The 25,294-nt window shown below is 56.8% G+C and carries 17 protein-coding genes and 1 tRNA gene; 10 read left to right on the top strand and 8 right to left on the bottom strand.

Going from position 1 to position 25,294, the window contains the following annotated elements; translation table 11 throughout:
- Nucleotides 1-13 precede the first annotated feature (13 nt).
- The 3 genes from C1J02_RS16005 (at nt 14) to C1J02_RS15995 (ending at nt 3,847) form a co-directional block, all read left to right on the top strand.
- Nucleotides 14-1,186, top strand: coding sequence for an epoxide hydrolase family protein (locus C1J02_RS16005; RefSeq protein WP_205389823.1), 1,173 nt, complete (start codon nt 14-16; stop codon nt 1,184-1,186).
- Between the two features lie 17 nt (nt 1,187-1,203).
- Entirely contained in the window at nt 1,204-2,688 is a 1,485-nt protein-coding gene (locus C1J02_RS16000; protein ID WP_114879470.1) for an aldehyde dehydrogenase, read from the top strand.
- Nucleotides 2,689-2,818: 130 nt separating this feature from the next.
- Nucleotides 2,819-3,847, top strand: coding sequence for a YeiH family protein (locus tag C1J02_RS15995; RefSeq protein ID WP_114879469.1), 1,029 nt, complete (start codon nt 2,819-2,821; stop codon nt 3,845-3,847).
- A gap of 513 nt (nt 3,848-4,360) precedes the next feature.
- On the opposite strand, the gene C1J02_RS15990 is transcribed toward C1J02_RS15995, so the two are convergent.
- The 4 genes from C1J02_RS15990 to C1J02_RS15975 form a co-directional block, all read right to left on the bottom strand.
- Nucleotides 4,361-5,377 (bottom strand): hypothetical protein, encoded by a 1,017-nt coding sequence (locus C1J02_RS15990; RefSeq protein WP_114879468.1) that lies wholly within the window; start codon nt 5,375-5,377, stop codon nt 4,361-4,363.
- A gap of 646 nt (nt 5,378-6,023) precedes the next feature.
- On the bottom strand, nt 6,024-6,443 hold the full coding sequence (locus C1J02_RS15985) for a BLUF domain-containing protein (RefSeq protein WP_114879467.1): 420 nt from the start codon (nt 6,441-6,443) through the stop codon (nt 6,024-6,026).
- A 137-nt stretch (nt 6,444-6,580) separates the two neighbouring features.
- Nucleotides 6,581-6,913: a GYD domain-containing protein gene (locus tag C1J02_RS15980; RefSeq protein WP_114879466.1), complete on the bottom strand. Its 333-nt coding sequence runs from the start codon at nt 6,911-6,913 to the stop codon at nt 6,581-6,583.
- Between the two features lie 456 nt (nt 6,914-7,369).
- Nucleotides 7,370-10,729 (bottom strand): adenylate/guanylate cyclase domain-containing protein, encoded by a 3,360-nt coding sequence (locus tag C1J02_RS15975; RefSeq protein WP_114879465.1) that lies wholly within the window; start codon nt 10,727-10,729, stop codon nt 7,370-7,372.
- Nucleotides 10,730-10,945: 216 nt separating this feature from the next.
- Between C1J02_RS15975 and C1J02_RS15970 the strand changes: the two genes are divergently transcribed.
- The 3 genes from C1J02_RS15970 to C1J02_RS15960 all read left to right on the top strand — a co-directional run bounded on the left by C1J02_RS15970 (nt 10,946) and on the right by C1J02_RS15960 (nt 14,814).
- On the top strand, nt 10,946-12,190 hold the full coding sequence (locus C1J02_RS15970; protein ID WP_162798347.1) for an adenylate/guanylate cyclase domain-containing protein: 1,245 nt from the start codon (nt 10,946-10,948) through the stop codon (nt 12,188-12,190).
- A gap of 282 nt (nt 12,191-12,472) precedes the next feature.
- Nucleotides 12,473-13,177 carry a DUF2924 domain-containing protein gene (locus C1J02_RS15965; protein ID WP_162798346.1) on the top strand — a complete coding sequence of 235 codons (705 nt, stop codon included), beginning with the start codon at nt 12,473-12,475 and terminating at the stop codon, nt 13,175-13,177.
- A complete protein-coding gene (locus C1J02_RS15960; protein WP_114879462.1) occupies nt 13,174-14,814 on the top strand; it encodes a recombinase family protein in 1,641 nt (546 codons plus the stop codon). Before C1J02_RS15965 ends, C1J02_RS15960 begins: the two co-directional genes overlap by 4 nt.
- Before the next feature lie 171 nt (nt 14,815-14,985).
- Here C1J02_RS15960 and C1J02_RS15955 read toward each other — a convergent pair.
- From C1J02_RS15955 to C1J02_RS15940, 4 genes are all read right to left on the bottom strand, one after another.
- Nucleotides 14,986-15,060, bottom strand: a tRNA-Gln gene (locus C1J02_RS15955).
- Between the two features lie 63 nt (nt 15,061-15,123).
- Nucleotides 15,124-16,449 (bottom strand): mechanosensitive ion channel domain-containing protein, encoded by a 1,326-nt coding sequence (locus tag C1J02_RS15950; RefSeq protein ID WP_114879461.1) that lies wholly within the window; start codon nt 16,447-16,449, stop codon nt 15,124-15,126.
- Nucleotides 16,450-16,581: 132 nt separating this feature from the next.
- Nucleotides 16,582-17,574: an NADPH:quinone reductase gene (locus tag C1J02_RS15945; RefSeq protein ID WP_114880652.1), complete on the bottom strand. Its 993-nt coding sequence runs from the start codon at nt 17,572-17,574 to the stop codon at nt 16,582-16,584.
- 126 nt (nt 17,575-17,700) lie between these two features.
- Complete coding sequence (locus C1J02_RS15940; RefSeq protein WP_254693290.1) at nt 17,701-18,171, bottom strand: SH3 domain-containing protein; 471 nt, start codon at nt 18,169-18,171, stop codon at nt 17,701-17,703.
- A gap of 170 nt (nt 18,172-18,341) precedes the next feature.
- On the opposite strand from C1J02_RS15940, the gene C1J02_RS15935 reads away from it, so the two are divergent.
- The 4 genes from C1J02_RS15935 (at nt 18,342) to C1J02_RS15920 (ending at nt 25,227) form a co-directional block, all read left to right on the top strand.
- Complete coding sequence (locus tag C1J02_RS15935) at nt 18,342-19,328, top strand: D-glycerate dehydrogenase (RefSeq protein ID WP_114879459.1); 987 nt, start codon at nt 18,342-18,344, stop codon at nt 19,326-19,328.
- 41 nt (nt 19,329-19,369) lie between these two features.
- The gene (gene ggt / locus C1J02_RS15930) at nt 19,370-21,145 is read left to right on the top strand and encodes a gamma-glutamyltransferase (RefSeq protein WP_114879458.1); all 1,776 of its coding nucleotides are present in this window, start codon (nt 19,370-19,372) and stop codon (nt 21,143-21,145) included.
- A gap of 3 nt (nt 21,146-21,148) precedes the next feature.
- Nucleotides 21,149-22,552 carry an FAD-binding oxidoreductase gene (locus C1J02_RS15925; RefSeq protein ID WP_114879457.1) on the top strand — a complete coding sequence of 468 codons (1,404 nt, stop codon included), beginning with the start codon at nt 21,149-21,151 and terminating at the stop codon, nt 22,550-22,552.
- Nucleotides 22,553-22,734: 182 nt separating this feature from the next.
- Nucleotides 22,735-25,227, top strand: coding sequence for an FAD-dependent oxidoreductase (locus C1J02_RS15920; protein WP_114880651.1), 2,493 nt, complete (start codon nt 22,735-22,737; stop codon nt 25,225-25,227).
- The last annotated feature ends 67 nt before the right edge of the window (nt 25,228-25,294 follow it).

Genomic DNA, 25,294 nt, shown 5'->3' with positions numbered 1-25,294 from the left:
AGGAGGCTGCCTTTTGTTGGATCGAATAAAGACCAATCCCAAGTTGACACCGTTCACCTTCCACGTCCCAGATGAAGCTCTTGAGAGCATCCTTACGCGGGTCGCTAATTATCCATGGCACTACATGCCGGATGATGGCGGTTGGAACTACGGTACCAACATGAACTATCTCAAAGAGCTTTGCGCATATTGGGTCGATGGCTTCGACTGGCGCGCACAGGAGGCGCGCATCAACAGCTTTTCGCATTTCAAGACACCGGTCGACGACATCGACATGCATTTCATCTATGAGCCGGGCAGCGGGCCTAACCCGATGCCCCTGATGATCAGCCATGGCTGGCCCGGGTCAGTGGCCGAGTTCTTTCATTTAATAGAACCGCTGGCCCATCCTGAACGGTTTGGTGGCGATGTCAGCGATGCCTTCACCGTCATCGCGCCATCCTTGCCCGGCTTTGGTTTTTCCGAACGCCCCCCGCGCCCCTATGGCCCGCGAAAAATGGCGAGCGTCATCAATTCCTTGATGACCGACACTTTGGGCATCGACGGCTATCTCGCACAGGGCGGTGATTGGGGCGGCGCGATCTGTTCCTGGCTGGGATATGACCATGCACCAGCCTGCTCGGCTATCCACATCAACGTCCTGACCATGCGCCATCCCGACGGGACGCAAACGCCCGAGGAGGTGGCATGGGAAGAACAGTTCGACCGTGATCAGATCATGCAAAACGGTTATCGCACCCAGCAGGCGACCCGTCCGCAAACGCTCAGCTATGCGATGATGGACAGCCCAGTGGGCATTGCGGCTTGGCTGGTGGAAAAGTTCCATGACTGGTCGGATGTGCCGGTAGGTGGCATTGAAAACGCGCATTCCAAGGATGAGCTGCTGACCAATATCATGATCTATATCACCACGCGCACATTCAATTCCGCATCCTGGATCTATTATGGTCGGCGCGAAGAAGGCGGGCGCATTCTCTCGCCAGAGGGGGCCCGCGTCGAAGTGCCGACCGGCTGTGCAGTCTTCCCGAAGGAAATGCTGCGTTGGCCGCCAAGGTCTTATGCTGAGCGCATCTATGACATCCAACATTGGACAGAAATGCCCCGCGGCGGCCATTTCGCAGCGATGGAAGAGCCCGAAATGCTGCTCAACGACATTCGTACATTCGCGCGCAGCTTGCGCAAATAATACAACGGAGCCACCCGATGACACTAACACATTCCGAATTCCAAGCCATCGCTGCCAAACTCACCCCGAGTGGGCAGGCCTATATCGACGGCAAATTTTGCGATGCGGCCGATGGCGACAAGTTTAACACGATAAACCCGGCTACAGGCCAGGTTCTGGCCGAGGTCGCACACTGCAAATCGGCCGATGTCGACCGAGCCGTCGCCGCCGCTCGCCGGGTGTTCAACGATGGCACATGGTCGCGTGCCGAGCCTGAACACCGTAAGGAGGTGCTGCTGAAAGTAGCCGCCCTTGTACGTAAACACACCAATGAGCTGGCGGTTCTCGAAAGCCTCGATACCGGCAAGACTATCACCGACTGCCTGCATGAGATCGGCACAGACGTGCCAAAGTTTTTCCAGTGGTATGCGGAACTCGCCGACAAGACCTTTGGCAAGATCGCACCCACCGGCCCCGGTGCAATGGGCCTCATAACTCACGAACCTGCTGGGATTGCAGGCGCGGTCCTACCTTGGAATTTCCCTCTGGTCATGGCGGCATGGAAGATCGCGCCTGCGCTTACGGTCGGGTGTTCTGCAGTTATCAAACCGGCTGAGCAGACTCCCCTGACAACCATCCGTCTGGCTCAGCTCATGGAAGAGGCCGGAGTTCCCCCGGGCGTCATCAACATCATTCCGGGCTATGGCCATACCGCAGGCAAGGCAATCGGCCTGCACAATGACATCGACACCCTGTCCTTCACTGGCTCGACAGAGGTGGGCCGGATGTTCATGCGCTATTCCGGCGACAGCAACCTCAAAGGCGTTGGTCTTGAGATGGGCGGCAAGAGCCCTTTTATCGTGCTTGACGACGCGCCGATCACCGATGATCTGATCGAACACGCCGCCATGTCGGCGTTCTGGAACGGTGGGCAGAACTGCTCGGCTAACATGCGCCAACTTATCGCGGCACCTCTGGTCGAAGAATTTACCGCCCGCGTCTGTGAAAGGGTCAAAGCCTTCCGTCTTGGCGATCCGCTGGACCCGTCAACCGATATCGGCTCGATGATCACCAAGGATCACAAGACCATGGTGATGGATTATATCCAGAGCGGTATGGACCAGGGTGCGCGCAAAATCATGGGTGGCAACAGCGACCTGCCCGGCTTTTTCATTGAACCGACCGTGTTTGAAGCTGTTACACCCGACATGAAAATCGCTCGCGAGGAAATCTTTGGCCCGGTGCTTGGGATCATGTCGGTCAGATCGGATGCCGAAGCGCTCGCGATTGCGAGCGACACCGAATACGGCCTGCACGCGACTGTCTTTACGCGCGATATCGACCGAGCGCTCCACATGGCCCGTTCACTGCCTTGCGGCACAGTGTCGGTCAACGGCTTTTCCGAAGGCGATATCAAAACACCGTTTGGCGGCTACAAAATGTCAGGTTCGCTAGCCCGCGACAACGGCACCGAAGCATTGGCGCAATATATGCAGACCAAGACGATCTGGATCACTACTTAATCGGAACCTGCTTCCAAGATTGTTTTTTCCAACTATTGGGCTGCCTCGCAGATCGGGGTGGCCTAGTTTCTCATTCTAAACCATTTGCCTTCAGCCTTGGGAAAACGCACACTAGACAAAGGTTTTACCAATGCAGCCCGTTGTTCCTGCCCTTAAAATTCTTCAGCGATTTAGCGCCTTTACGCGTGAGAATGGCCAAGGGTTTCTTGTGTCCTTTGTCGTCGCCGCGGCCGCCCAATTTCTGTCAGAGCATTACGGTGCGCCCGCCATGCTCATGGCGTTGTTGCTGGGGATAGCGTTCAACTTCCTGGGCGAAGATGGGGCCTGCAAAGCCGGGGTCGCATTCACCTCCCGCACAGTGCTGCGCCTTGGCGTAGCGTTGATGGGCGCTCGGATCAGTCTCGACCTTATGGTCGGGCTCGGATTTGATCTGATTGCGCTCGTTGTCGTAGGGGTAATCGTGACCATTTTCTTCGGGCTCCTCGGCGCGCGGCTTCTGAATCGCGGTTGGCGCTTTGGCCTGCTGACAGGTGGGTCAGTGGCAATTTGCGGAGCCTCCGCCGCGATGGCAATCTCGGCAGTTCTACCCAAAAACGAGCAGTCCGAACGCAACCTGATCTTTACCGTTCTGTCAGTTACGGTTCTGTCAACCATCGCAATGATCGTCTATCCGATCCTGTGCGAGCTTTTTGCGTTCAGCCCCGAGGTCGCGGGCGTGTTCCTTGGCGGAACCATTCATGACGTGGCACAAGTGGTTGGCGCTGGTTTTTCTGTTTCGGATCAGACTGGCGAAGTAGCCACTCTGGTCAAGCTGATCCGCGTGGCCACGCTGGCGCCAGTTGTGCTTGTCATTTCCGTTCTGGTGCGCCGCAGTGCTACTGCACAGGAGAGTGACGAGACACGCCCGCCCATCCTGCCCCTGTTCGTCATCGGGTTTCTGATCTTCGCGGCAATGAATTCGGTGGGTCTGATCGCGGCATCTATCGTGAACGCCATGTCCAGCTTGTCCCGCTGGGCTCTTTTGGTTTCGATTGCTGCAGTGAGCATAAAAACCTCGCTCAAGCGAATCTTTGATGTTGGCAGCCAAGCCATTATTTTGATTATCGCCGAGACGATTTTCATAGGTGCATTCGTGCTGCTTGGAGTATTATTGCTCTGACCATTATTTATTATGTAGTTGTGATCGAACCAGAGTAGTCCGGCGTCGCTCGTTTTGGTTGGTTTTTGCGGTGCTCCACTCTTTGGACCGCCGGATTGTGGAATTTTCCGGATTAGTTATGGCGGCGGGCTGGTTCCGCCGCCAAGATATTACTGGGCAATCGTGATGTTGTATCTGATCGCGCTATGGGAGCACTCCAGCACACTTAGCGCTCGCTCACAGAGTGTCCGGGGTTACTGCGCATTGCTGCCGTTCGATCTTGGCGCAGCATTCGTCGGTTAGGGCTCTTTGCTGACCTCGGAGCCACCGCAGCATCGAGCTAAGCCATGGGGTCCCTTAACGCCGCGGACGGCCCATTGCCGACCTTCACAATGACTTCTCGATGCTGCGGTGCGGCCCGTCATTTCGGTCATTCGTGCTGAGCGCAGCATTTTATGATTCAAGATGTCGGTCTGCATACAAAGCAAGGTTTCGTTTTGCGGTCAGCAATGTCGGCCAAAAAAGAGAAATACTTTATTGCTGAAGTGGCGCGCCAATTGCGGCTGCCATCCGTGCGACGGCGGACATTTGTGGGGCCGTTCGACTCAAATAGTCCGGCCCCGAATAGCCCCACCAATCCCAGCACCCGTTCGGATTTCCGGAAAACCAGTTGTACCAAGGTGCCGGTATCCTTAGAGCCTGTGGATAAAGCACAACGATCCTGTTTGCCTCGGCCCATTGGTTGTAGCCCGTCAGCCGTGCGTAATTCTCTCCGATAACCTGTCGCCCTTGCTGGCAGCCATGCAGTGCTATGTGCAGGCGGCAGCTTTCGCCCGCAGTGCAGTCAGCCGGGACATAGACAAAGGCAAGATCGTCCATGCCGGGGGCACCTTCGGTATACACAGCCTGGTCGAAAATCACGAACCCCTGGTCTCTTACATGAACCGGAGGCGAGAGGTCTCCGTAAAGCTGGTTCAGAATATCGCCTGCCTGATCAAAATCACAATCAATGAGGAAATCTGGGCGGGTCGTATCGCAGGCCACGGGTCCCTGCTCGGTGACAAATCCGTGCCCGACATCGACATCTGTCACATAGATCATGTTTGCTGCAGTCACGCCGAGCAACTCATAAGTCTGCCTCAAGGCGTCCATGGTCGATCGGGCAACGGTGTCGTCGGCTTTGCCATGAAACAGATACAGCCTGTCGGGCAAGATATCCTGCAGCGGGTCTATGCGGTTCTCTGCCGCTAGGGCTTTTATCGCTTCAAAGGAACTGTCCGGGTCGGCATCGACAAAAAACGGATCCATGCACACAAAGAGCGCGCGCCATAGCGATTGATCCGCGCAGTCATATGGCCCACCCGCGACAATACCCGCGCCCGAGATGGCGCTCGAAAAAGCGACTTGCAGTTGCACAGCCATGAATGCTCCGCTGGACGATCCGGACACGGTTGTTGCTTCGGGTTCGAGATTCAATATGGGTAACGGTTCAGCGGTCGCGAAGTTTGAGACAAATGCAAAGGCCAATGCAAGCCGGAGCGAACTTACCATCGCCAAGTACTCCTGAAGGTGAAAAATGCCGCCCTTATCACGGGTGACAGGCTTTCACGCGCGATGATACCGGAAAATTTCACTCTACGCCATTTCTCCCGCCGCATAAGGACGAAGCAGCAGATCGAAGCACAGTCAAAACGAGCGCTGTGCGCAAAAGAGCGGGCAGTCAATTGATACCTTCTCTTGAGGCGCGCGTGCTGGGCTGGGGCCACGGACAGCAGGACGAACAAGGCGGATGCCGCGTAGGGTGCAGGCCCGGGCCTTCTGTTCTCTGCCCTGCGGCAACACTGCTACCATACCAATAATCTATTGTGGCTCACGGCCCAAAGTTGCCTTTCATCATGCCCCAGATCGCCGCGTTGCAGCTTCCGCAAAGCGGACACTCATCGATGTTGCAGCATTTGGGTTACACCTAGGACCGCAATGCGGGACTTTGCAAACCTTCGTGTGGTGAAGTCCAACTGGTGCATCCGGCCCATTGCCGACATTAGCCACCACCTCAATATGCCGCTGTGCGTCCCGTCATTGCAGCCATTTCTGCAATGGATAGCATTTTGTCGACTATAACGTCGGTCAGCGGGATAAGACCGAAGTTTGCGGTAGGGCGAAAAGAAACAAAATGCGTTGCCAATTTTGAAGATTCTTAACGTGTGTTTTGGTGGAAAGATTTTAGTAATTTTAATGCAATGTGGGGATTGTCTGAATAGGTGCGAGAAGAAAAAAGTTCTCCGCTAAGTTGCGAAAATGCTGGTTCATTCTTTAGATCTAAGGTTTTTACTGACCTGAAACCCATAGACCATCCATCAAAATTACGGCCATCCATTTCCCTTTCCCGCAACAAGAAAATGTCTTTGTGGCGGGTATCTTTCTGGATCCGAGAAAAGGTGGATAAGACCTTTTGTTTTTCTCCTTCAAGAACTTGCATGAAGCTACCGTCTTTGTAGAGCAACATGCCCGTTAACTCGTCATTAGAGTTCCGGATGCGGGAATGCGCAAGCAAGTCTGTTAGCTTCAAATCGCTCATCAAGGGGCTTGCCGTACTGGTGTAGATAAGGAAATGCATACGAAAGTGCTCCTACGAGTGTTCGACTGTGCCGCTTGGAGCGGTCGTTGGTGACCGCCGGTTTGTTGCTAGCTTACCTCTTTCAGCCGTTGTCGCCCCAGACTACTGTATCTGGGGCGTTTAGCGTGCAGTTAGACTTACCCTGTTGCGGGTTTATAGCTGGCGGCGGCTTTTCTGGCTGCAGCCATCGCCCCCATTGCCTCGCTGCTGGTCATAAGCTTGGTCGTGGCTCCACCTGAAAAGGCACCAGAGGCACCGACAGCCAAAGCCCCAGCAGCCATGGCCTCATCGCTAGGCGCTTCAATCAGAGCGACGACGTCATCCGCACCGAAACAGAAGAATAGGTGGTGCAATTTGCCTCCAACTGCTTCGATCAATGGGCGAGCAGCCGCCTCTCGGTCCTGTGGTTTGTCGACCATCGCTTTGATTGCATCCGCCGTATAACGAGCCTGAAACATGTAGAATGGCATGGTTTCCTCCCTTTCTTAAGAGGACCACTCAATATCACAATTTGGCCGTTTTATCGACAACAGAAGATCGAATGCTGGCTGCTTCGGGCTCAAACCGGCCTTCCGCGCTGCGGCATGAAACTGAAAACTACGCAGTCTGGGACCGACACGACCGGCCCATTGCCGCCGCTGGCCGATGTGTCGGATGCCGCAGTGCAGCTTCACCACACTTGCCATTCGCTCAACGTGCAGCAATTTCGGGAAGCGAGTGACGGCAGTGCGGGACTTTCTTGCCCTTCGCCGCACCTGAATTATCGCGCATTTCAAAAACGCGACATTTGCTGCGGACAGCGTGATTCGGAACTCTGCTCCATGAGTAAATGAAAAATCAAAATCGACAAAGCTGAGGTTCTGACTGTCAATTGGTTGGCCACCTCCGCCAAAATGAGGAGCCACTGAAATTCGTCGAGAGGACAGTTAATTAGCCAATGCAGCGAGTAATTTGCGGGCCGTCATCTGATCTGCGGGGCAATCATCGTCAGCGATGCTGGTGTTGACGGGGATTAGTAGAGCATTGGCCTCATCAATTCGACCCTGTTCCTGCATAAGGCGGGCGAGGTCGATGGCCGCGCGCAGTTCCCAAAGTTTCGACCCCTGCTGTCGGGCGACATCGAGGGCGGCAACAAGGTGTTTTTCTGCGGCTTCTTGATTGCAGTCCACGTTTGCCAACGCAGCCCATAAACGGTGCAAATCGGGCAAGGAGAACCTTTCACCAGTCCTGTCAATCACCTCTTCGGCCATGGTCGCCAACTCCTTGGCCTGGCTGTCTAGACCCAACGCCAGGGCGCGTTTTCCTGCTTCGATCCTAAGGGTTGGCAACCAAACACCATTCTTGCCTGCAACCATCTCAGCATCGAGATCGAAGAATCCATCGATACCCGCCGGATCACCCCGACCAGCGCGCAGTAGGTCAGCAGCTATCCGCGCAATGATCAACCAGATATGCAGGTTGTGTTCCTCAACAATCGGTTTCAACGCATTCAGATGATAAGCCAGTGCGGGTTCGTCATTGGCTATAATGGCGCATATGATTAAGTGGCCATGCATGTAGCAAATCGTGATGGTATGGCCGGACGCCAAGGCCCGGTTCTCGGCTTCTTGTGCGTGCCGTGCAGCGCGGCCTGTGTCACCCAAGAGAACGGCATTGAAGGAGTGGTAGATATGAGTGGTGACACCTATTTCCTGTCCAAAACGAGATGCGATGCCATCGTGCCTGGCCGGATCATAGGCCGCGAGAGACTTGTCCAGAAAGGTCTCTGCCTCGGCCAGACTGCCAGACATCACTGAATATACGGCACGACTGCGATTTGCCAAAACGATCTCAATCGAGTCTCCGGACGCCTCGGCCACATCCAGAAGAACCTTCGACCATGACAAGGCTTCGGCATGTTCGGCTCGGACATATCGTCCGGTCCATAGGGCGAAAACGACATCGAACCGAAGCGGTGTGTCCCCGATCATATCCGCCAGAACCAGCGCTCGTTCCATTGCTGTCTTCGTCTCGTCGGCGGCATAGCCGAGACCCTGCAGGCAGGCGAAGCCGAGCTGAACCTGCAAGGCGAGGGCCCGTTCAATGAGCGGTCGATTACCACCTTCGACATTTGGATTGATCAAGTCTACCGCGTGCCGAAGGTTGGAGATGCCTTCTTTGAACGCCGGTCTTGCGATGGCGGCTTTGCCTGCAGCTTCCCAAAGATCGATAGCGCGGTCGGTGAGGTTGGCGGCTTCAGCGTGGGTGGCGAGGACTTCGGGGGCGATGTCCGGGTCCGCCTCAAGCGAGCTCAGGATGCGTGCATGGATGGCGCGGCGCGTATCCTTCAGCTGGCTTTCATAGGCGGCGTCGCGGACCAGCGCGTGCTTGAAGAGATAGGTCGCCTCTGGCGGCAGGCCACGGCGATAGATCAGCTCGGCTGCGATCAGACCGCCTAGCGCCTCGGTTAATTCGGCTTCAGGCAAAAGAGAGATCTGCGCCAAGAGGCCGTGACTGAACTCTCGCCCGATACAGGCAGCGGTCTGCGCTACCTCCTTGATTGGTTGCAGCCGGTCCAGACGGGCCATCAGGCTGTCATGCAGCGTGGTCGGAATGGCGATGGTGCTGAGCGGTCCGTCCAGAACAAGGCGGTCGCCGTCCTCTTTCAAGGCACCGGATTCCAGTATCGTCTTGGTCAGTTCCTCGACAAACAATGGTACACCGTCGGTGCGCTGCGCGATGATCGCCATGATCTCGTCTGGTAGTGCCTTGCCGCCAGTCAACTTGGCGACGATGTCTCCGATCTGATCCTTTCCCAGCCGGTTCAGCGCGAACCGCGTCACGATGGGATGACCCCCAAAGCCATACTCAAAGCTGGGACGCGCCGTGGCGAGAATCATGATCTTTTGATCCGCAACAGTATCCAAAAGCAGGTCCAGCAACTCCAGCGAAGTCGGGTCAATCCAGTGCAGGTCTTCGTAGACCAAGAGCACCGGCCTGTCCTGGCTTTGCTGAACCAGCAGCTTGGCCAGTGTCTTCATGGTATGCGCCCGTTGTTGGGTTGGCGTCAGGTCAAGCGCACCGTATCGCGCGGTGCCGTCGAGACCCATCATCGGCGTGATCAGCTTCAGCGTCTCGGGGTCCTGACCGAGCAGCGCCTCCAGCTTGTCCAGCCGGGTATCCAGCCCGTCCGCCGAAGTGAACCCGGCGGCAAACGAGAATTGCTGAATGACCGGATAGAACGCGGAATCCGCGTGATAGGGCGAGCACTGATAGGTGATGCGGGTGTGATCATTCTTTGCCACCTCGTCGATGACCGCTCTGGTGATACGCGACTTGCCAATGCCAGCCTCGCCGCTGACGATGACCATCTGGCCCTGTCCAGAGCGGGCCAAAGCCCAACGCTCCAGCATCAGCTCGATCTCGCGGTCGCGTCCAACGATAGGGGTCAGGGTACCAGATTGGCGCGCAGCAAAGCGGCTTTCTTGCACTGCCTCGCCCTCGACGACGAACGCTTCCACCGGCGTACCCACGCCCTTCAACTCCTGCGCGCCGATTGACGTCAGCTTGTACGTGCTGCCCAGCAAACGTCGAGTTTCGCTCGGAAGGACAAGCTGGTTCGGCCCTGCAACGCCTTGCAGCCGCGCAGCCAGATTGGGCGTTTCGCCGACAACGGCCGCTTCTTGGGTCGCACCGCTGCCGATCAGGTCTCCAACGATCACAACACCCGTAGCGACGCCGATCCGGGTTGCAAGGGCCGTGCCGTCAGGAGCCGTTGTCGTCCTGACGCTGTTGATGATTGCCAGCCCCGCCCGCACAGCGCGTTCCGCGTCGTCTTCACCTGCCCGTGGCCAGCCGAAGTAACACATCACGCCGTCGCCCATGAACTTGGCCACAAACCCCTCATAGCGGCTCACCACACCCGCAACCGTGTTCTGGTAGCCCGTGATGACATTGCGCATGTCTTCCGCGTCAAAGCGCGTCGCCATCTCGGTTGAGCCAACAAGATCGACAAACATCACCGTCAGGTGGCGGCGTTCGGCGTTGGAAGAAGTGTCGAGCTGTTCCTGATGTTGGGGTTCTTCAGTTGAATCATTTGCAATGCCAATAGCCGCTGGCATATCGTTTTCAGCCATCGCCCTTATTGCACTGCTTGCCCTGCGTCGCGGGCCTACTGGCAAGCCGACTTCCTTCAAGTCTTCTTCGGTCAGGTCAACCAGATCCGAGAACTGAATCTCAGCCTCGGCAAAAGCTGGTCCATATTTTTCCAAACCGAGTTCAGCGAGCCAGCTTTGAATATCCTGCAACTTGATCTCCTACAGGTACCGATATCAACTACCGACATCCCTCCAAACCTGACCTTAACCGCTTTTTGGGTAGTGTCATGCCTTTACTTTACGCTTCAATCAGACCGAATAACGGCTGATCCGTCTGTCGGCGGCAACTTGCTCCGGTAATGCTCAGTGACTTCGATAGTGTCATCGTCTACCCTCCCTTCTGGCATTCCAAAGATGGAGATTGCAGTGGAAAATTGGTACCCGATAAAATTTGAGCCAGACGTCGAACGTGCCTACGCCCTGCAACTGCTGCAAAGGTTTATGCCACTTGGCAGGTTGGCGTCAGCCATCGGCCTCGTTGCTTTTATCGGATATGGGTTTTGGGATCTGATGTTGGACCCCGATGCGTTGAGTAAAACTGGTCCGCTTCGCGCTGCGGCAGTACTCCACTTCGCGATATGTATCAGTGTTTCATTCCTGCCGATCATACGCATCAGTCCCAGGTTATGGACGTATTTCATGATGTACACGTTCCTTGGTGTGGCGATTTTGTTCCCTTTGATATTAGCGCAATTGCCTGGCGGGTTAGTCGCAGGCGTGGGCGGACTTTTGACTGGAATGATATTCGTTCCGGCGATTACCAACGGTGCGCGCCAGGCCTCAATCATTCTGGGCGCATATCTTTTTGCTGCTCTTGTCACGATTGCTCTGGCGGGCGGTACATCCTTTGAGGTTGTGAATGCGATGGCCTGGACCAGTGGCGGCGTGGGATTTGCGATTGGTTTTGCCTATTTGTTGGACGTCATCAATCGGCGGGCCTATCATCTGGAACGCTTGTTTGAGGAGGAAAAACGTCGTTCCGAGGCACTGCTGCTCAATATCCTGCCTGCCGAAATCGCGACCCGTTTGAAAGCACAAGAGGAACCCCTGGCCGACAGCCATGAAAGCGTGTCTGTCCTGTTTGCAGATCTCGCTGGTTTTACAGACATCTCGCGGAAAATGTCGGCAAATGAGCTTGTGAACCTGTTGAACAATCTGTTTTCCCGGTTTGACATCCTTGCGGCAGAACACGGTGCGGAAAAGATCAAAACAATTGGTGATGCCTATATGGTCGCGACGGGTCTGCAGGGCAGCGTCGCGGACCACGCCGAAAGAATTGCTGACCTTGCGTTGGGGATGCAGCAGGCCTTTGGCGAATTCCGCAAGGACAACAACGTCGATCTGAAACTGCGGATAGGCGTGCATTCCGGAGCAGTCATTGCGGGTGTAATCGGGAAGCAGAAGTTCTCCTACGATCTGTGGGGAAACACCGTCAACGTCGCCAGTCGGATGGAATCCGAAGGTATTCCCGATCAAATCCAGATTTCCGCCGAGACGTGGCAACTGTTGTCTGACCGCTATCAATCGACGCCACGCGGTGAAATCCAGATCAAAGGGCACCGACCCAGAGCAACCTATATGCTTGATGGTTTGAAGGAAAAGTTGGTTTAACTGTCCGCTGTGGGCGCGACGCGCCTTCCACCGCAAAAAGAACACTCAACCAGCGGCTATTTGAATGTCGGCTCTCGCTGTTGACGCAATCTCAACTTGCACTTGCAGCGAATGACGGCTCTCCGCCCTTTGTGTTGATTTTTCTGCTTAACTGACTGGACTTTTGCGGCTACCGGAGCAGTACTGTCTTTGCACCGCGACCCATTCGCCTGCGTCGCCCGCCAGACCGGGCTCTGCTCAGTAGCAGCGGAATATCTCCGCCGATTATCTGAGGAAATGGAAATGACGAAGTCAGCACCCAAACCAATCACCAAATTGAAATCTGCCACTGGCAGTCGAACCACCAAAAAAGACCAGCTGATCAAACTGCTGGGCAGCAAATCCGGCGCAGATATCAAATCACTGAGCGAAAAGCTGGGCTGGCAGCAGCATACGACGCGGGCGGCAATGAGTGGGCTGCGCAAAGCTGGCTATGAGGTGGCGGCTGAGAGAAGCCCGCCAAGGGCGGTATGTCAAAGTTCCGCATCTTGTCGGTACCAGCGGAGCAACGGGCCGCCACAGCAGCGGCTGCAACCGATGGGGCGTGATCCGAACCCGGAGCGGCCAGCGGTACTGCAGAAGTGGGAGGCGGTCTTTGGGTCGCCTCCGCCACCGTATCTGTCGGTGCCCTTCATGCAAAAGGCGATACTCTATGAGCAGCAGTGCAAGGCGCTGGGCGGGTTGTCAGCCGCCACGCGGCGGGCGTTGAAGCAGATTGCGAAAGGGTACGAGGTCACCGCCGCGGCCCCTGCAAAGCTGAGCACGGGGGCGCATCTGGTCCGCGAGTGGAATGGCCGAACCTATCAAGTGCATGTCACTGAGGGCGGCTTTGAGTTGGATGGCAAAAAATGGTCGTCGCTTTCTGCCATCGCCAAACACATCACCGGGGCCACGTGGTCCGGCCCACGGTTCTTTGGGCTGTCAACTAGGTCAGGGGCGCAAGTATGAAGAAGCTGCGCTGCGCCATATACACCCGCAAGTCCTCAGAGGACGGCCTCGAGCAAGAGTTCAACTCGCTGGATGCGCAGCGTGAAGCCTGTGCCGCCTACATCGCCAGTCAAAAGCACGAAGGTTGGATCCTGCTGCCTGAACACTATGACGATGGCGGGCTGTCAGGCGGATCGCTGGAACGGCCTGCGCTCAAACAGCTACTGCAAGACATTGCTGATGGACTGGTTGATCAGATCGTGGTCTATAAGATTGATCGGCTTACCCGATCTCTCGCTGACTTTTCTAAGATCGTCGACACCCTAGATGCGGCGGAGGCATCCTTTGTCTCGGTTACCCAATCGTTCAACACAGCCACCAGCATGGGTCGATTGACGTTGAACATGTTGCTGTCCTTTGCTCAATTTGAACGCGAAGTAACCGCGGAACGCATCCGCGATAAGATCGCCGCCTCAAAACGCAGAGGTCTTTGGATGGGCGGGCTCGTGCCGCTTGGTTATGACGCGGACGGCCGCACGCTCAAGATCAACGATGCGGAAGCAAAAACCATTGAGATGCTCTATGACCTTTATGAACAGCATGGCACGGTCCGAGCGGTCAAGGCCGCAGCGGATGACCTGGGATTGCGCAGTAGGCAACGGACATCTGCTGACGGGCAGCACTCAGGAGGCATCACCTTCTCACGCGGCCACATACATAACCTCCTGACCAACCCAATCTATTCGGGCCGCATCCGCCACAAGGCAAACGTGCATGATGGCCAGCACGATGCGATCATTGATCCGGACCGATGGGAGCGCATTCAACAAATGCTGCAGGATGGGGCGGTAAAGGGCAGGGCGCGCAAAACGGCGAAGCAACGGTCCCTGCTTTGCGGCAAGCTCTTTGATGAAACAGGCGATCGTCTGACCCCATCACATTCCAAGACCAGAGCAGGGGTGCGGCTGCGTTACTATGTGTCCCATCGCCTGATCAGGAACAGCGGCGAGGCCAACACAGATGGCTGGCGGTTGCCAGCAGAAGAGCTGGAGATAAAGGTAGCACTTGTCCTGCGTCAGCATCTCAACAAGTCATCCTTTATCAGTAAGGTCGTTCAGGATGCATCGGCATCAGCAATCGCTACCGCCAGGGCCAAGGTTCAAGTGATCAGCGTAAGGAAAGACATCAAACCATCACTGGATCTTATTGAGCGCATCGATCTGCGTCCCGGTGAAGTAAGCATCTTTGTCAAAGCAGAGAAACTCGGGGCACTGTTGGAACAGGATCTGGAAGACCTCCCGCAGGATCATCTTATCATCACTGCGCCGTTCCAGTTACGCAAACGCGGTGTTGAGACAAAACTGATCTTTGCGGATGCGCCGGGCGCGCGAGATGAGGCGCTGATCAAGAACATTGCCACCGCGCATCACTGGTTTGAGCAGATCAAGTCAGGCAAATCATTTGGTCAGATAGCCGCTGATGAAGGGACCTCGACACGACGGATTCATCAGATGATTGAGCTGGCGTTGCTTGCACCTGATCTCATCCGCAATGCCTTAGACGGCAAGCAACCTTTTGGATTTACTTCGGACTGGTGTTTGCGCCACAGCATCCCATCAGACTGGTCGGAACAACACGCGCTGCTCGCGACGCTCTGATCAAAACCACACACACTGGTATCGCGGAAATGGCCACCTCAGACTTATGCGGGTATTGGCGGCATTCGAGAGCTGTGTCAGCGTCTGCAGCTAGGGGATAACCACGTAACCCACGGAAAACACGAGCTTACTACGACAGAAAGTCGGATCGGGTCTGGAAGATGAATTACGTGGCTGGGGTGGAAGGATTCGAACCTTCGATCTCCTGTACCAAAAACAGTTGCCCTACCGCTAGGCCACACCCCAATACTGTGGCGCTAATTAGTGGGCTGCGGCGCGGGACGCAAGACCCGTTTTACTGAAAAATTCCTATTCCTCGTTCGCATGTGCGCTCAACAGATCGTCGCGCTGGGGATCGGCGCGCTCCTGATCGACGATTTTTGTCAATTCTTCGTCGGCTGTTGCACTTACAGCCTGAACAGGAGCCGGTGTCGCTGCGGGTTCATCTTTGGCTGGTTTCGTGGGTTTGCTGGGTTTAGCAGCAACGCCGTCAAAGTTTTCGATCCGATAGCTCGGTACCGGAGCGGACATATCTGCGCTGTCAAAGGCGGCCTGCGTCAGCCGTATTGCTTCACTGCGGGCCAGAACGATGTCGGTCTCATTCTGGTTAATCCAAGCGGCCATGTTCAATGTCACCCAAAAATCATCCACCGATTCAATCCATGCAGATGCTTCAGGTGATTTGAGCACAAAGGGCAACGCGATGAGCGTATCTGCGGCGAGACGTCGGGCCTCGTCCAGATCGGTGTCAGGGGCAACAGTCAGGGCAAAGGTGAACCGCCGTTCCGCGTTGCGTGAAAAATTAACGATCCTGCTTTTGAATACCGTCGCGTTCGGGATGCGAATATGGTTGCCATCAAAGCTGAGCAAAATCGTGGCGCGACTGGTCAGGCGGATCACCTTGCCGGTGTCGCCTTCGATTTCGACGGTGTCGTTGGGGCGAAAGGGCTGGCGGATCGACAGCATGATGGATGCGATGAAATTCTCGACCGTGTCGCGCACGGCAAAACCAATCGCGAGGCCGACAATCCCGGCCGCACCCAATATGCCCGACAGCAGCGCCGCAGCACCCACAATATCAAGTGCGATTACCAGCCCGCCAATGAGGAATAAGAGCCGGATGATCTGGCGGTAAATGTCGGCGATAAAGGCGTTCGGGGCCAGACGTTCCCAAGGCTGGCGCAGTCGCGCAATCACGAATCCCAGCAGGATGACGGCGACGAAAACGCCAAAAGCAATCAGAGCCAGCGGGAGAAAGGCAATCAACTGCGTCAGTCGGGCTTTGAACCGGGCGACAGCGGGGTTCAGTCGCTCAACGACATCTGTGGTTTCATGCACTTCATTTTCGATGGCGACGACACCTTCGACCCGGCCGACCAGTTCGGTGAGGCGGGTGGCAGAGCTTGTATCCAGCGTGGTGCCGCGCAAGGTGATGATCCCCGAGGATACCGTGACACTGATGTCTTCGTATCCCTCAAGCTCACCAAGAATGTCACGGATGCGGTTGGCAATGGCGGCGTCCGATGTGGCGCTGTCTTCAATGTTGATCGTGCCGCTGGGTTGCGTGGTTGTGGTTTGTGCAACCGCTGCAAAGGGCAGGGCGAGACAAACAAGGAAAGCGAGAATGCGCATCATGAAATCCAGCAGAGAAACATCAATGGGTTAGTCTAGGCACGGCCCACTGGCTTGGCAATTGACCTGTGGCGATTTGGCGGCTTGGTTTCCTGACGATTGCCGCAAGAACGTTTTCCGAGCCTTCTGCACCCTTCACGACTGGCAATTCACCAAGATTGCTCCGTCGCGTGCGCCTGCCTCAACCGCTTCATGGGCCGCAATGGTTTCAGCCAAATCAAACACGCGTTCAACCGGACAATCGAGTGCCCCATCTTGCAGGGCATGATGCAATCGGGTGATGGCCGCATCGCGTTGCGCACCGGGGAGCAAATAGATCAACATGATGTCGATGGTCACGGCTTTGAACAAAAGCGGATAGAACGGCAGTACGGGCTGCATCTCTTTGGCCGATCCATATGCGGCAATCCGGCCATTTGGTGCGATCACTTCTGTATCGGTATCAATGTTCGCGCCAAATTCTACTTCGACAATCGTCTCAATCAGTTTGCCCGCGTTGGCGGCCAATATTTTCGCAGGCAGATCTGGGTCATTGTAGCTCAGCACCACATCTGCACCTGCGGCAATGACCCGGTCACGGTCCTTTTCGCTGGTGGTGGTGATGACGCGCGCACCGCCCCATTTGGCAAGCTGCACGGCCAAGAGGCCCGCGGTACCCGCCCCCCCTTGGATCAGCACCGTTTCACCTGCCACGCCGCCGCCACCAAACACCGCATGACATGCTGTCAACCCCGGTATGCCAAGGCTGGCCCCGACTTCCAGGCTGACCTCTTTTGGCAGCGGCACAGCTTGATGCGCGGGCAAGGTGATGTGGCTTGCGGCGGTGCCATGGCTGCGCTGCCATTGGCCATTCCAGACCCAGACGCGTTGACCGATGCGCTCTGGGTCAACACCCGCACCCACGGCCTCAACCTCGCCGGTCCCATCGCTGTGTGGAATGATCAGGGGAAACGCTGGTTTTGTGACGCCCGGCCGCGATCCGGCGCGGGCTTTAACGTCAGAGGGGTTGACGCCGGAAAATGCGAGTTTGACCCGCACCTCACCGGCTTTCGGCTCAGGATTGGGGATATCTTTTAATTTCAGAACATCGCGGGCTGTGCCGAAGGTGTCATAGGTGATGGCGCGCATGGCAAGATCCCTTTTCTTGGCGAACAAGTCCCCACCTGCATAGCGTTGATGATAGCCCGCGCAAAGGCATCTGTTGGGAAATCGTTGATGGTTCTTGGCGGGTCGCGCAGGGCTGAGCGATAAAGCCTAGTCGCGCAGTTCGCCCGGTGCGACGCCCCAGATGCGGGCCTTGGGTGCCCACCCTTTGAAGCCGCCGGAACGCAATTGGCACCATTCCAGATCACAATCGCCCAACCGTGCAACAACACCCAATTCAAGGGCTGCGGTCACGGGCGCATTTGCATCGGGCCGCGCGTGCAGGGCCAGCATGTCCTGTTCGACAAGAACGGTGCGGGTCCCGGATAAAAGCGAATAGTGAACCCATCCGCCCATGCCATCGCGGTCTTCGACGCGGCGCCAGTGGCCGTGCTCTGCGGTGATGCGCAAAGGCATGTCGCGACGCTTGAAGACCCAGTCGATGCGGTGTGACAAAGACGGGCCGCGCCGCACGTTGCCCTCAGATGCTTTCATTGAGACGAAACGCGGCACCGGCAGATTGGTGACGGATCCCACACCTTCCGCCGCAGCGGGGGCCGCTGATTGAAGCGTGATCATCATAATCGACGCCATAAAGGCGCATAAAAGCGTTGTTGTTTTCATGGTGCTGCCTGCACTGCCGGATATATTATTTGTTTTGCTCTTTTACAACGTGAGGTTCTTGTGCCTCGTCGCGCGTTGAGACACCATGCCTGTCAAAGACGTGTGCGCCAAGTGCGGGGAGAGCAAAGATGACAAAGAAACGGTTGAGTGTTGTAGTCACGCGACGGTTGCCCGATGTGGTGGAAACCCGGCTGAGCGAGTTGTTCGACGTCAGGTTGCGCGAGGACGACACGCCGATGACCCGGACGGAGCTGGGCGAGGCGATGAAAACCGCAGACATTCTGGTACCGACCGTCACAGACGATATTGATGCCGCCTTGATCGGGCAGGCCGGTGACCGTTTGAAACTGATCGCGAATTATGGCGCAGGTGTTGATCATATTGACGTGGCCACCGCCCGGCAGCGCGGCGTTTTGGTCAGCAACACGCCGGGCGTGTTGACCGATGATACCGCAGATATGACCATGGCGCTGATCCTGGCCGTGACGCGGCGCATGGGCGAAGGCATGGCGGTGATGCAAAAAGGCGAATGGAAGGGGTGGGCCCCGACCGCATTGCTTGGTGGGCGCATCGGGGGCCGACGGTTGGGCATTCTGGGCATGGGTAGGATCGGCCAGGCGGTCGCACGGCGCGCACATGCCTTTGGGATGCAGGTGCATTACCACAACCGCAAACGACTGCATGAGCAAACCGAGGCTGCGTTGGAGGCGACTTATTGGGAGAGCCTTGATCAGATGGTTTCCCGGATGGATGTGATCAGCATCAATTGCCCGCATACCCCAAGCACCTTTCACTTGATGAACGCGCGACGGTTGAAGTTGATGAAGCCTGAAGCGGTGATCGTAAACACATCACGCGGTGAGGTGATCGACGAAAACGCGCTGACCCGGATGTTGCGCGCCGGTGAAATCAAAGGTGCAGGCTTGGATGTCTATGAGCATGGCACCCACATCAACCCGCGTTTGCGCGAGCTGAAGAACGTTGTGTTGTTGCCGCATATGGGGTCGGCGACACTGGAAGGGCGCATCGAGATGGGCGAAAAAGTGATCATCAACATCAAGACGTTTGATGATGGCCATCGCCCGCCGGATCAGGTGGTTCCATCGATGCTGTGAGACCCAAGATCACACTTAACCCAATAGAGGAGAAGACGACGATGCGTATTGTACTTTCTTTGATTGGAATTGCCTGTGCAGGGGCTGTTTTTGCCCAGCAGGCTGCAGATGCGGTGGCACCAGAAGCGGCGGGTGTCGGGGCATTTGAAGGGTTATCACCAGCGGCGATGGCAGCGCTTGATGAAAAGGCTGCGGGCCGCCCTGTGGTGGCGCAAAACTGGATGGTGGCGGCGGCGAACCCACTTGCGGTTCAGGCCGGTGCGGATGTGTTGGCGCGTGGCGGCACGGCGGCAGATGCTTTGGTGGCTGTTCAGACCGTATTGGGTTTGGTTGAACCGCAATCCTCCGGGCTTGGGGGTGGCGCGTTTCTGGTGTGGTATGATGCGGCATCCGGGGCGGTGACCACTCTGGATGGGCGCGAAACAGCACCTTTGGCTGCTACACCACGGTTGTTTCAGGATGCAGACGGCGCACCGCTCAAGTTCTTTGATGCCGTTGTTGGCGGGCTGTCGGTTGGCACGCCGGGAACGCCTGCGCTTTTGGCAGAGGTTCATGCGCGTTGGGGCACTGCGGATTGGGCCGATTTGCTGGCCCCTGCGATTGATTTGGCCGAGGCCGGATTTGCGGTCTCACCCCGGCTCGCGGGTTTGGTGGCTGACGATGCGGATAGGTTGTCGAGTTCCGAGACAACCGCCGCCTACTTTCTGCCTCAGGGTGTCGCGGTGCAGGCCGGGGATGTGTTGGTCAATCAGGCCTATGCAGACACATTGCGCGTGATGGCCAGTGGCGGCGCGGACGCCTTTTATACCGGTGATATGGCCAGCAACATCGTCGCGACCGTGCAGGGCGCGTCCAATCCGGGCGTTTTATCCGAGGTTGATCTGGCGATTTACAACGTCAAGGAACGCGCGGCGGTGTGCGCACCCTACCGCGCCCATGAGGTTTGCGGCATGGGGCCGCCGTCATCGGGGGCGGTGGCCGTGGGCCAGATATTGGGCCTGCTTGAGGGCTATGACCTCAGCGCCGGACCGCAGGATATTGAGGTGCGCCGCTTGATCGGCGATGCGTCACGCTTGGCGTTTGCGGATCGCGGTCGGTATCTGGCGGACAGCGACTATGTGCCGGTTCCTGTCACGGGATTGCTGGACCCTGCGTATCTGGCTGAGCGCGCAAAATTGCTGACGGGTGACGATGCATTGCCCGAGGTCGCACCGGGCAATCCGGCATTTGACCATGCGCTGAACTGGGCGGATGATATGGCAATTGAACTGCCCTCGACCTCGCATATTTCCATTGTGGATAGCCAGGGAAATGTGGCCAGCATGACGACAACCATCGAAAACGGATTTGGATCACGCCTGATGGTTGGTGGGTTCTTGCTGAACAACGAGCTGACTGATTTCTCGTTTCAGAGCCATGCTGAGGGCGTGCCGATTGCCAACCGGGTTGAGCCGGGCAAACGGCCACGCTCTTCTATGGCACCAACGATTGTGATGAAAGATGGCACGCCGGTTCTGGCCGTGGGCAGCCCGGGGGGCAGCCGGATCATCGGCTATGTTGCGGGTGCGATTGTGGCCCACTTGGATTGGGGCATGGACGTTCAATCCGCTGTCAGCACGCCGCATGCAGTCAACAGGTTTGGCACCTATGATCTGGAGGAAGGCACTTCGGCGGTCGACCTGTCCGACGGTCTTGCCGCGCTTGGCTTTGAGGTTGGTACACGCGCGCTGATCTCTGGGCTGCATATGATTGCGATCGGCGATGACTTGCGCGGTGGGGCCGACCCGCGCCGCGAAGGCATTGCACTGGGGGACTAGCGGGTGGTTCAGGCAACTGATTTGCCGCGCAATGAGGCGGGCATAGCAACGGCGCTGGGCGTGCTGAAACAGCAGTTTGGCGAGCGGTTTCAGACCTCGGATGCGATCCGCGAACAACACGGGCATACCACCACGTGGATCAAGAACCAGATGCCCGATGCTGTTGTTTTTGCGCGCACAACGCAAGAAGTGTCTGAGATTGTCCAAATCTGTGCGACCCATAAAGTGCCGATCATTGCCTTCGGCACCGGCACCTCATTGGAGGGGCAGATCAACGCGCCCGCGGGCGGGATTTCGGTGGACCTGACCCAGATGGACAAGGTTCTGGCAGTCAATGCAGGTGATCTTGATTGCCGGATCCAGCCCGGTGTTACACGCGAGGCCCTGAACACCCATTTGCGCGATCAGGGGTTGTTTTTCCCGATTGATCCGGGGGCCAACGCGTCACTGGGCGGGATGACCGCCACACGCGCATCGGGGACCAATGCGGTGCGCTATGGCACGATGAAAGACAATGTGCTGAGCTTGGAAGCGGTGATGGCCGATGGCAGTATCATCCGCACAGGATCGCGGGCGCGCAAATCATCGGCCGGCTATGACCTGACGCGGCTGATGGTCGGCTCTGAGGGGACATTGGGTCTGATCACTGAAATCACCCTGCGCCTGCAGGGCATCCCCGAGGCAATATCGGCGGCGCGTTGTTCCTTCTCAAGTGTGGATGCGGCCTGCCAAACAGTGATGGCGGTCATTCAATATGGATTGCCTGTGGCGCGGATTGAATTGCTGGACGCCTTGGTGGTCCGGGCGGTGAATGGGTATTCAAAGCTGTCCTTGCCTGAAACGCCGCTGTTGTTGCTGGAATTTCATGGCTCAGACGCGGGCGTGGCAGAACAGGCAGAGACCTTTGGGGCGCTGGCCGAAGAATTCGGCGGCACCGGATACACCGCCACATCCACCACCGAAGAACGCAACAAGCTCTGGCAGGCGCGCCATGACGCCTATTGGGCCATGCTGGCATTGCGACCGGGCTGCAAGGCGGTGGCAACCGATGTCTGTGTGCCCATCTCAAAACTCGCAGAGGCTGTGGGATTGGCAGAGGCAAAGGCGCTGGAACTGGACCTGATCGCACCCATTGTTGGCCATGCGGGCGACGGTAATTTCCATGCGTCCTTGTTGCTGGACATGGACGATGCAGACGAGGTCGCCCGCGCCGAGAGTTTCGTCAGCTGGCTGAACGACCTAGCCATTTCTATGGACGGGACCTGCACCGGCGAACACGGCATCGGGCAGGGCAAGCGGCCCTATCTGATCAAGGAATTGGGTGGTGCCGTGGATGTCATGGGCGCAATCAAGCGGGCGCTCGACCCCGATAACATCATGAATCCCGGCAAGATCTTACCAGGGTAGGCGGGTCAGGTTGGGGTGAATTCCCGCAAGGCGCGCCAAGGCAGCATCGGGCAAAGCCCGAAAACCCCGACAGGCCTGCGTGCCGATAGGTCGGTTTTCTGCGATGTTGGGTCGGCTGGTGCGTGCGAATGCGCGCGGGTGCGATTAAAACAGGATCAAATCTTGTCCAAGGGAATCGACATATGAAAACGCAGGTCAAAGCATTGGTTGTGGGCGGCGGTGCCGTGGGAACGTCGATTGCCTATCATTTGGCGCGCGCCGGGTGGGACGATGTGATGTTGCTGGAACGTGACGAATTGACCTCCGGCTCGACCTGGCACGCGGCCGGTTTGCTGCCGTATTTTAACATGTCCTTTGCCACGACCCACATCCACGACTATTCCATCAAGTTCTACAAAACGCTTGAGGAAGAAACCGGGTTGAACGCGGGCTTTGCCGTGGTGGGCAACTTGCGGATGGCACAGACAAAAGAGCGGATGGATGAGTATATGCTCTATGCCTCAACCGCTGAAACCTGCGGTGTGCCGTATGAATTTATGACACCCGATGAGATCAAGGCAAAGTGGCCGCTGATCCGCACTGAAGACCTTGAAGGCGCGCTTTATCATCAGACGGATGGCTATATTAACCCTGCGGATGTGACCATGGCGATGGCCAAGGGTGCACGCCAGCGGGGCGTTATGATTGAACGCAAATGGCAGGCGGATGCGTTCCATTGGAACGGCACCCATTGGGAAGTGACTGCAACCAAGATGGTTGAAAAAGGCGGCAACCTTGTGCCGTCAGACGAGCAGGTTGTGATCACGGCTGAACACGTGGTGACGGCATCGGGCAATCACGCACAGCGCACCGCCAAGATGCTGGGTATCAAAATGCCAGCGATCCCGGTTGAGCATCAGTTCATCGTGTTGGATCAAGACCCCGAATTGGTGAAATTCCGTGCTGCAGGCAATGTTGAACACCCCGTTGTGCGCGATGCTGATGCGCAATCGTATGTGCGCGAAGAACGCGGTGGCTGGATTCTGGGGGTCTATGAGAAAAATGCGCCTGCACGGTTTGAATACGGCGTGCCGGACAGTTTCCGCGCCGACCTCTTTCAACTCGACCTTGAGCGGATCGAGGACCAATATGCGGCGATGATCCACCGGGTGCCATCATGCGAGGATTGTGGGCTCAAAGACGATTTCAACGGTCCGATCTGCTACACACCCGATGGCAACCCGCTGGTGGGCCCGGCACCGGGATTGCGCAACATGTGGCTGGCCGAAGGTTTCTCTTTTGGGATCACTGCGGCGGGCGGCACCGGATATTACCTTGCCCAGCTTATGGTCGAAGGTGAGGCAGAGATCGACATGGCGTCGCTTGACCCCAAACGCTACGGCGACTGGATGACCACCGAATTTGCCGCGCGCAAAAACGAGGAATGCTACGACCACGTCTATGTCCTGCACCACCCGGATGAAGAACGGCCTGCCTGCCGTCCTCTGCGCACATCGCCAGCTTATGACCGTCAGGCTGCCCGTGGTGCGCAATTTGGATTTGTAAACGGCTGGGAACGCCCCAATTATTTTGCACCTGCTGGATTTGACGACCATGATGCACGGTCGTTCCGCCGCGGCGGTTGGTGGCAATATGCGGTGGAAGAAGCCAAAGCAATCCGCGAAGGCGTTGGCCTGATCGACGCCACAGCGTTCACCAAACATGTCGTCAAAGGCCCCGGTGCCACTGCATTCCTTGATTGGTTCACCTGTAACAAGCTGCCATCGGTGGGCCGCATCAACCTGACCTACGCCCTGACCGGGGCGGGCACGACGCGCACGGAATATACCATCGTGCGGATTGCCGAGAACGAATATTACCTTGTGTCCGCAGGGGCCTGGACAGCCTATGACAGCGATTACCTGCGCAAGGCGATCGAAGACAAAGCACCTGAATTTGGCTATATCGAATGCCACGACGTGACCACCCAGTGGGGCGTTTTCGCCATCGCCGGACCAAAGTCTCGTGCTGTGCTGAACGAGATCGTCAAAGATGGTGACCCCTCCACAGTATTGTCCAACAAGCGGTTTCCGTGGCTGACCATGCGCAACATCGAATTGGGCATGTGTCCGGTGCGTGCGATCCGTGTCGCCTATACCGGCGAATTGGGCTGGGAATTGCACCACCCGATTGAGATGCAGAACTATCTCTTCGACCAGCTTGAGAAAGCCGGCGAAAAGCATGGCATGAAACTGGTCGGTGCGCGTGCACAGAACTGGTTGCGGCAGGAGAAATCTTATCGTGCATTTGGTACGGAACTGGGCCGTGACGCGACACCGCTGGAGGCTGATTTGCCAAGGTTTGTGGATCTGAGCAAAGATTTCCACGGCAAGGCTGCAATGGAAGCGCATGGCATCAATGCCAAATGTGTGACGCTGCTCATTGACGGACCAGATGATGCGGACCCTTGGGGGCGTGAGGTGCTGTATCACGCGGATGGGCGCACCGGGCGTCTGACCTCTGGTGGCTATTCGGTGGCCTTTGGCAAGTCGATTGGCATGGGCTACGTCAAGACGGAGCATGCGGTTGTGGGTACCAAGCTTAAGGTCAAGATGTTTGATCAGCTTTGGGATGCCGAGATTGTCGAGGATTCTCCTTATGATCCGAAAAATACCACGATCCGGGTGGATGGCTGACACGGATGCAGGGATTGGGCAGGCAAGGCTGGCTTGATCCTGTTCAAACGGGGTCAACGATGCGCTA

This window comes from Sulfitobacter sp. SK011, from assembly GCF_003352065.1.
Lineage (GTDB): Bacteria > Pseudomonadota > Alphaproteobacteria > Rhodobacterales > Rhodobacteraceae > Sulfitobacter.
This window is presented reverse-complemented; position numbering and strand designations above follow the sequence as displayed.

Coding starts and splice junctions, on each gene's coding strand:
- C1J02_RS15950 (WP_114879461.1), bottom strand. CDS start 16,449: ATGATGCGCATTCTCGCTTTCCTTGTTTGTCTCGCCCTGCCCTTTGCA.
- C1J02_RS15935 (WP_114879459.1), top strand. CDS start 18,342: ATGACAAAGAAACGGTTGAGTGTTGTAGTCACGCGACGGTTGCCCGAT.
- C1J02_RS15985 (WP_114879467.1), bottom strand. CDS start 6,443: ATGCATTTCCTTATCTACACCAGTACGGCAAGCCCCTTGATGAGCGAT.
- C1J02_RS15965 (WP_162798346.1), top strand. CDS start 12,473: ATGACGAAGTCAGCACCCAAACCAATCACCAAATTGAAATCTGCCACT.
- C1J02_RS15945 (WP_114880652.1), bottom strand. CDS start 17,574: ATGCGCGCCATCACCTATGACACCTTCGGCACAGCCCGCGATGTTCTG.
- C1J02_RS15920 (WP_114880651.1), top strand. CDS start 22,735: ATGAAAACGCAGGTCAAAGCATTGGTTGTGGGCGGCGGTGCCGTGGGA.
- C1J02_RS15990 (WP_114879468.1), bottom strand. CDS start 5,377: ATGGTAAGTTCGCTCCGGCTTGCATTGGCCTTTGCATTTGTCTCAAAC.
- ggt (WP_114879458.1), top strand. CDS start 19,370: ATGCGTATTGTACTTTCTTTGATTGGAATTGCCTGTGCAGGGGCTGTT.
- C1J02_RS15980 (WP_114879466.1), bottom strand. CDS start 6,913: ATGCCATTCTACATGTTTCAGGCTCGTTATACGGCGGATGCAATCAAA.
- C1J02_RS16000 (WP_114879470.1), top strand. CDS start 1,204: ATGACACTAACACATTCCGAATTCCAAGCCATCGCTGCCAAACTCACC.
- C1J02_RS15940 (WP_254693290.1), bottom strand. CDS start 18,171: ATGATGATCACGCTTCAATCAGCGGCCCCCGCTGCGGCGGAAGGTGTG.
- C1J02_RS15960 (WP_114879462.1), top strand. CDS start 13,174: ATGAAGAAGCTGCGCTGCGCCATATACACCCGCAAGTCCTCAGAGGAC.
- C1J02_RS15995 (WP_114879469.1), top strand. CDS start 2,819: ATGCAGCCCGTTGTTCCTGCCCTTAAAATTCTTCAGCGATTTAGCGCC.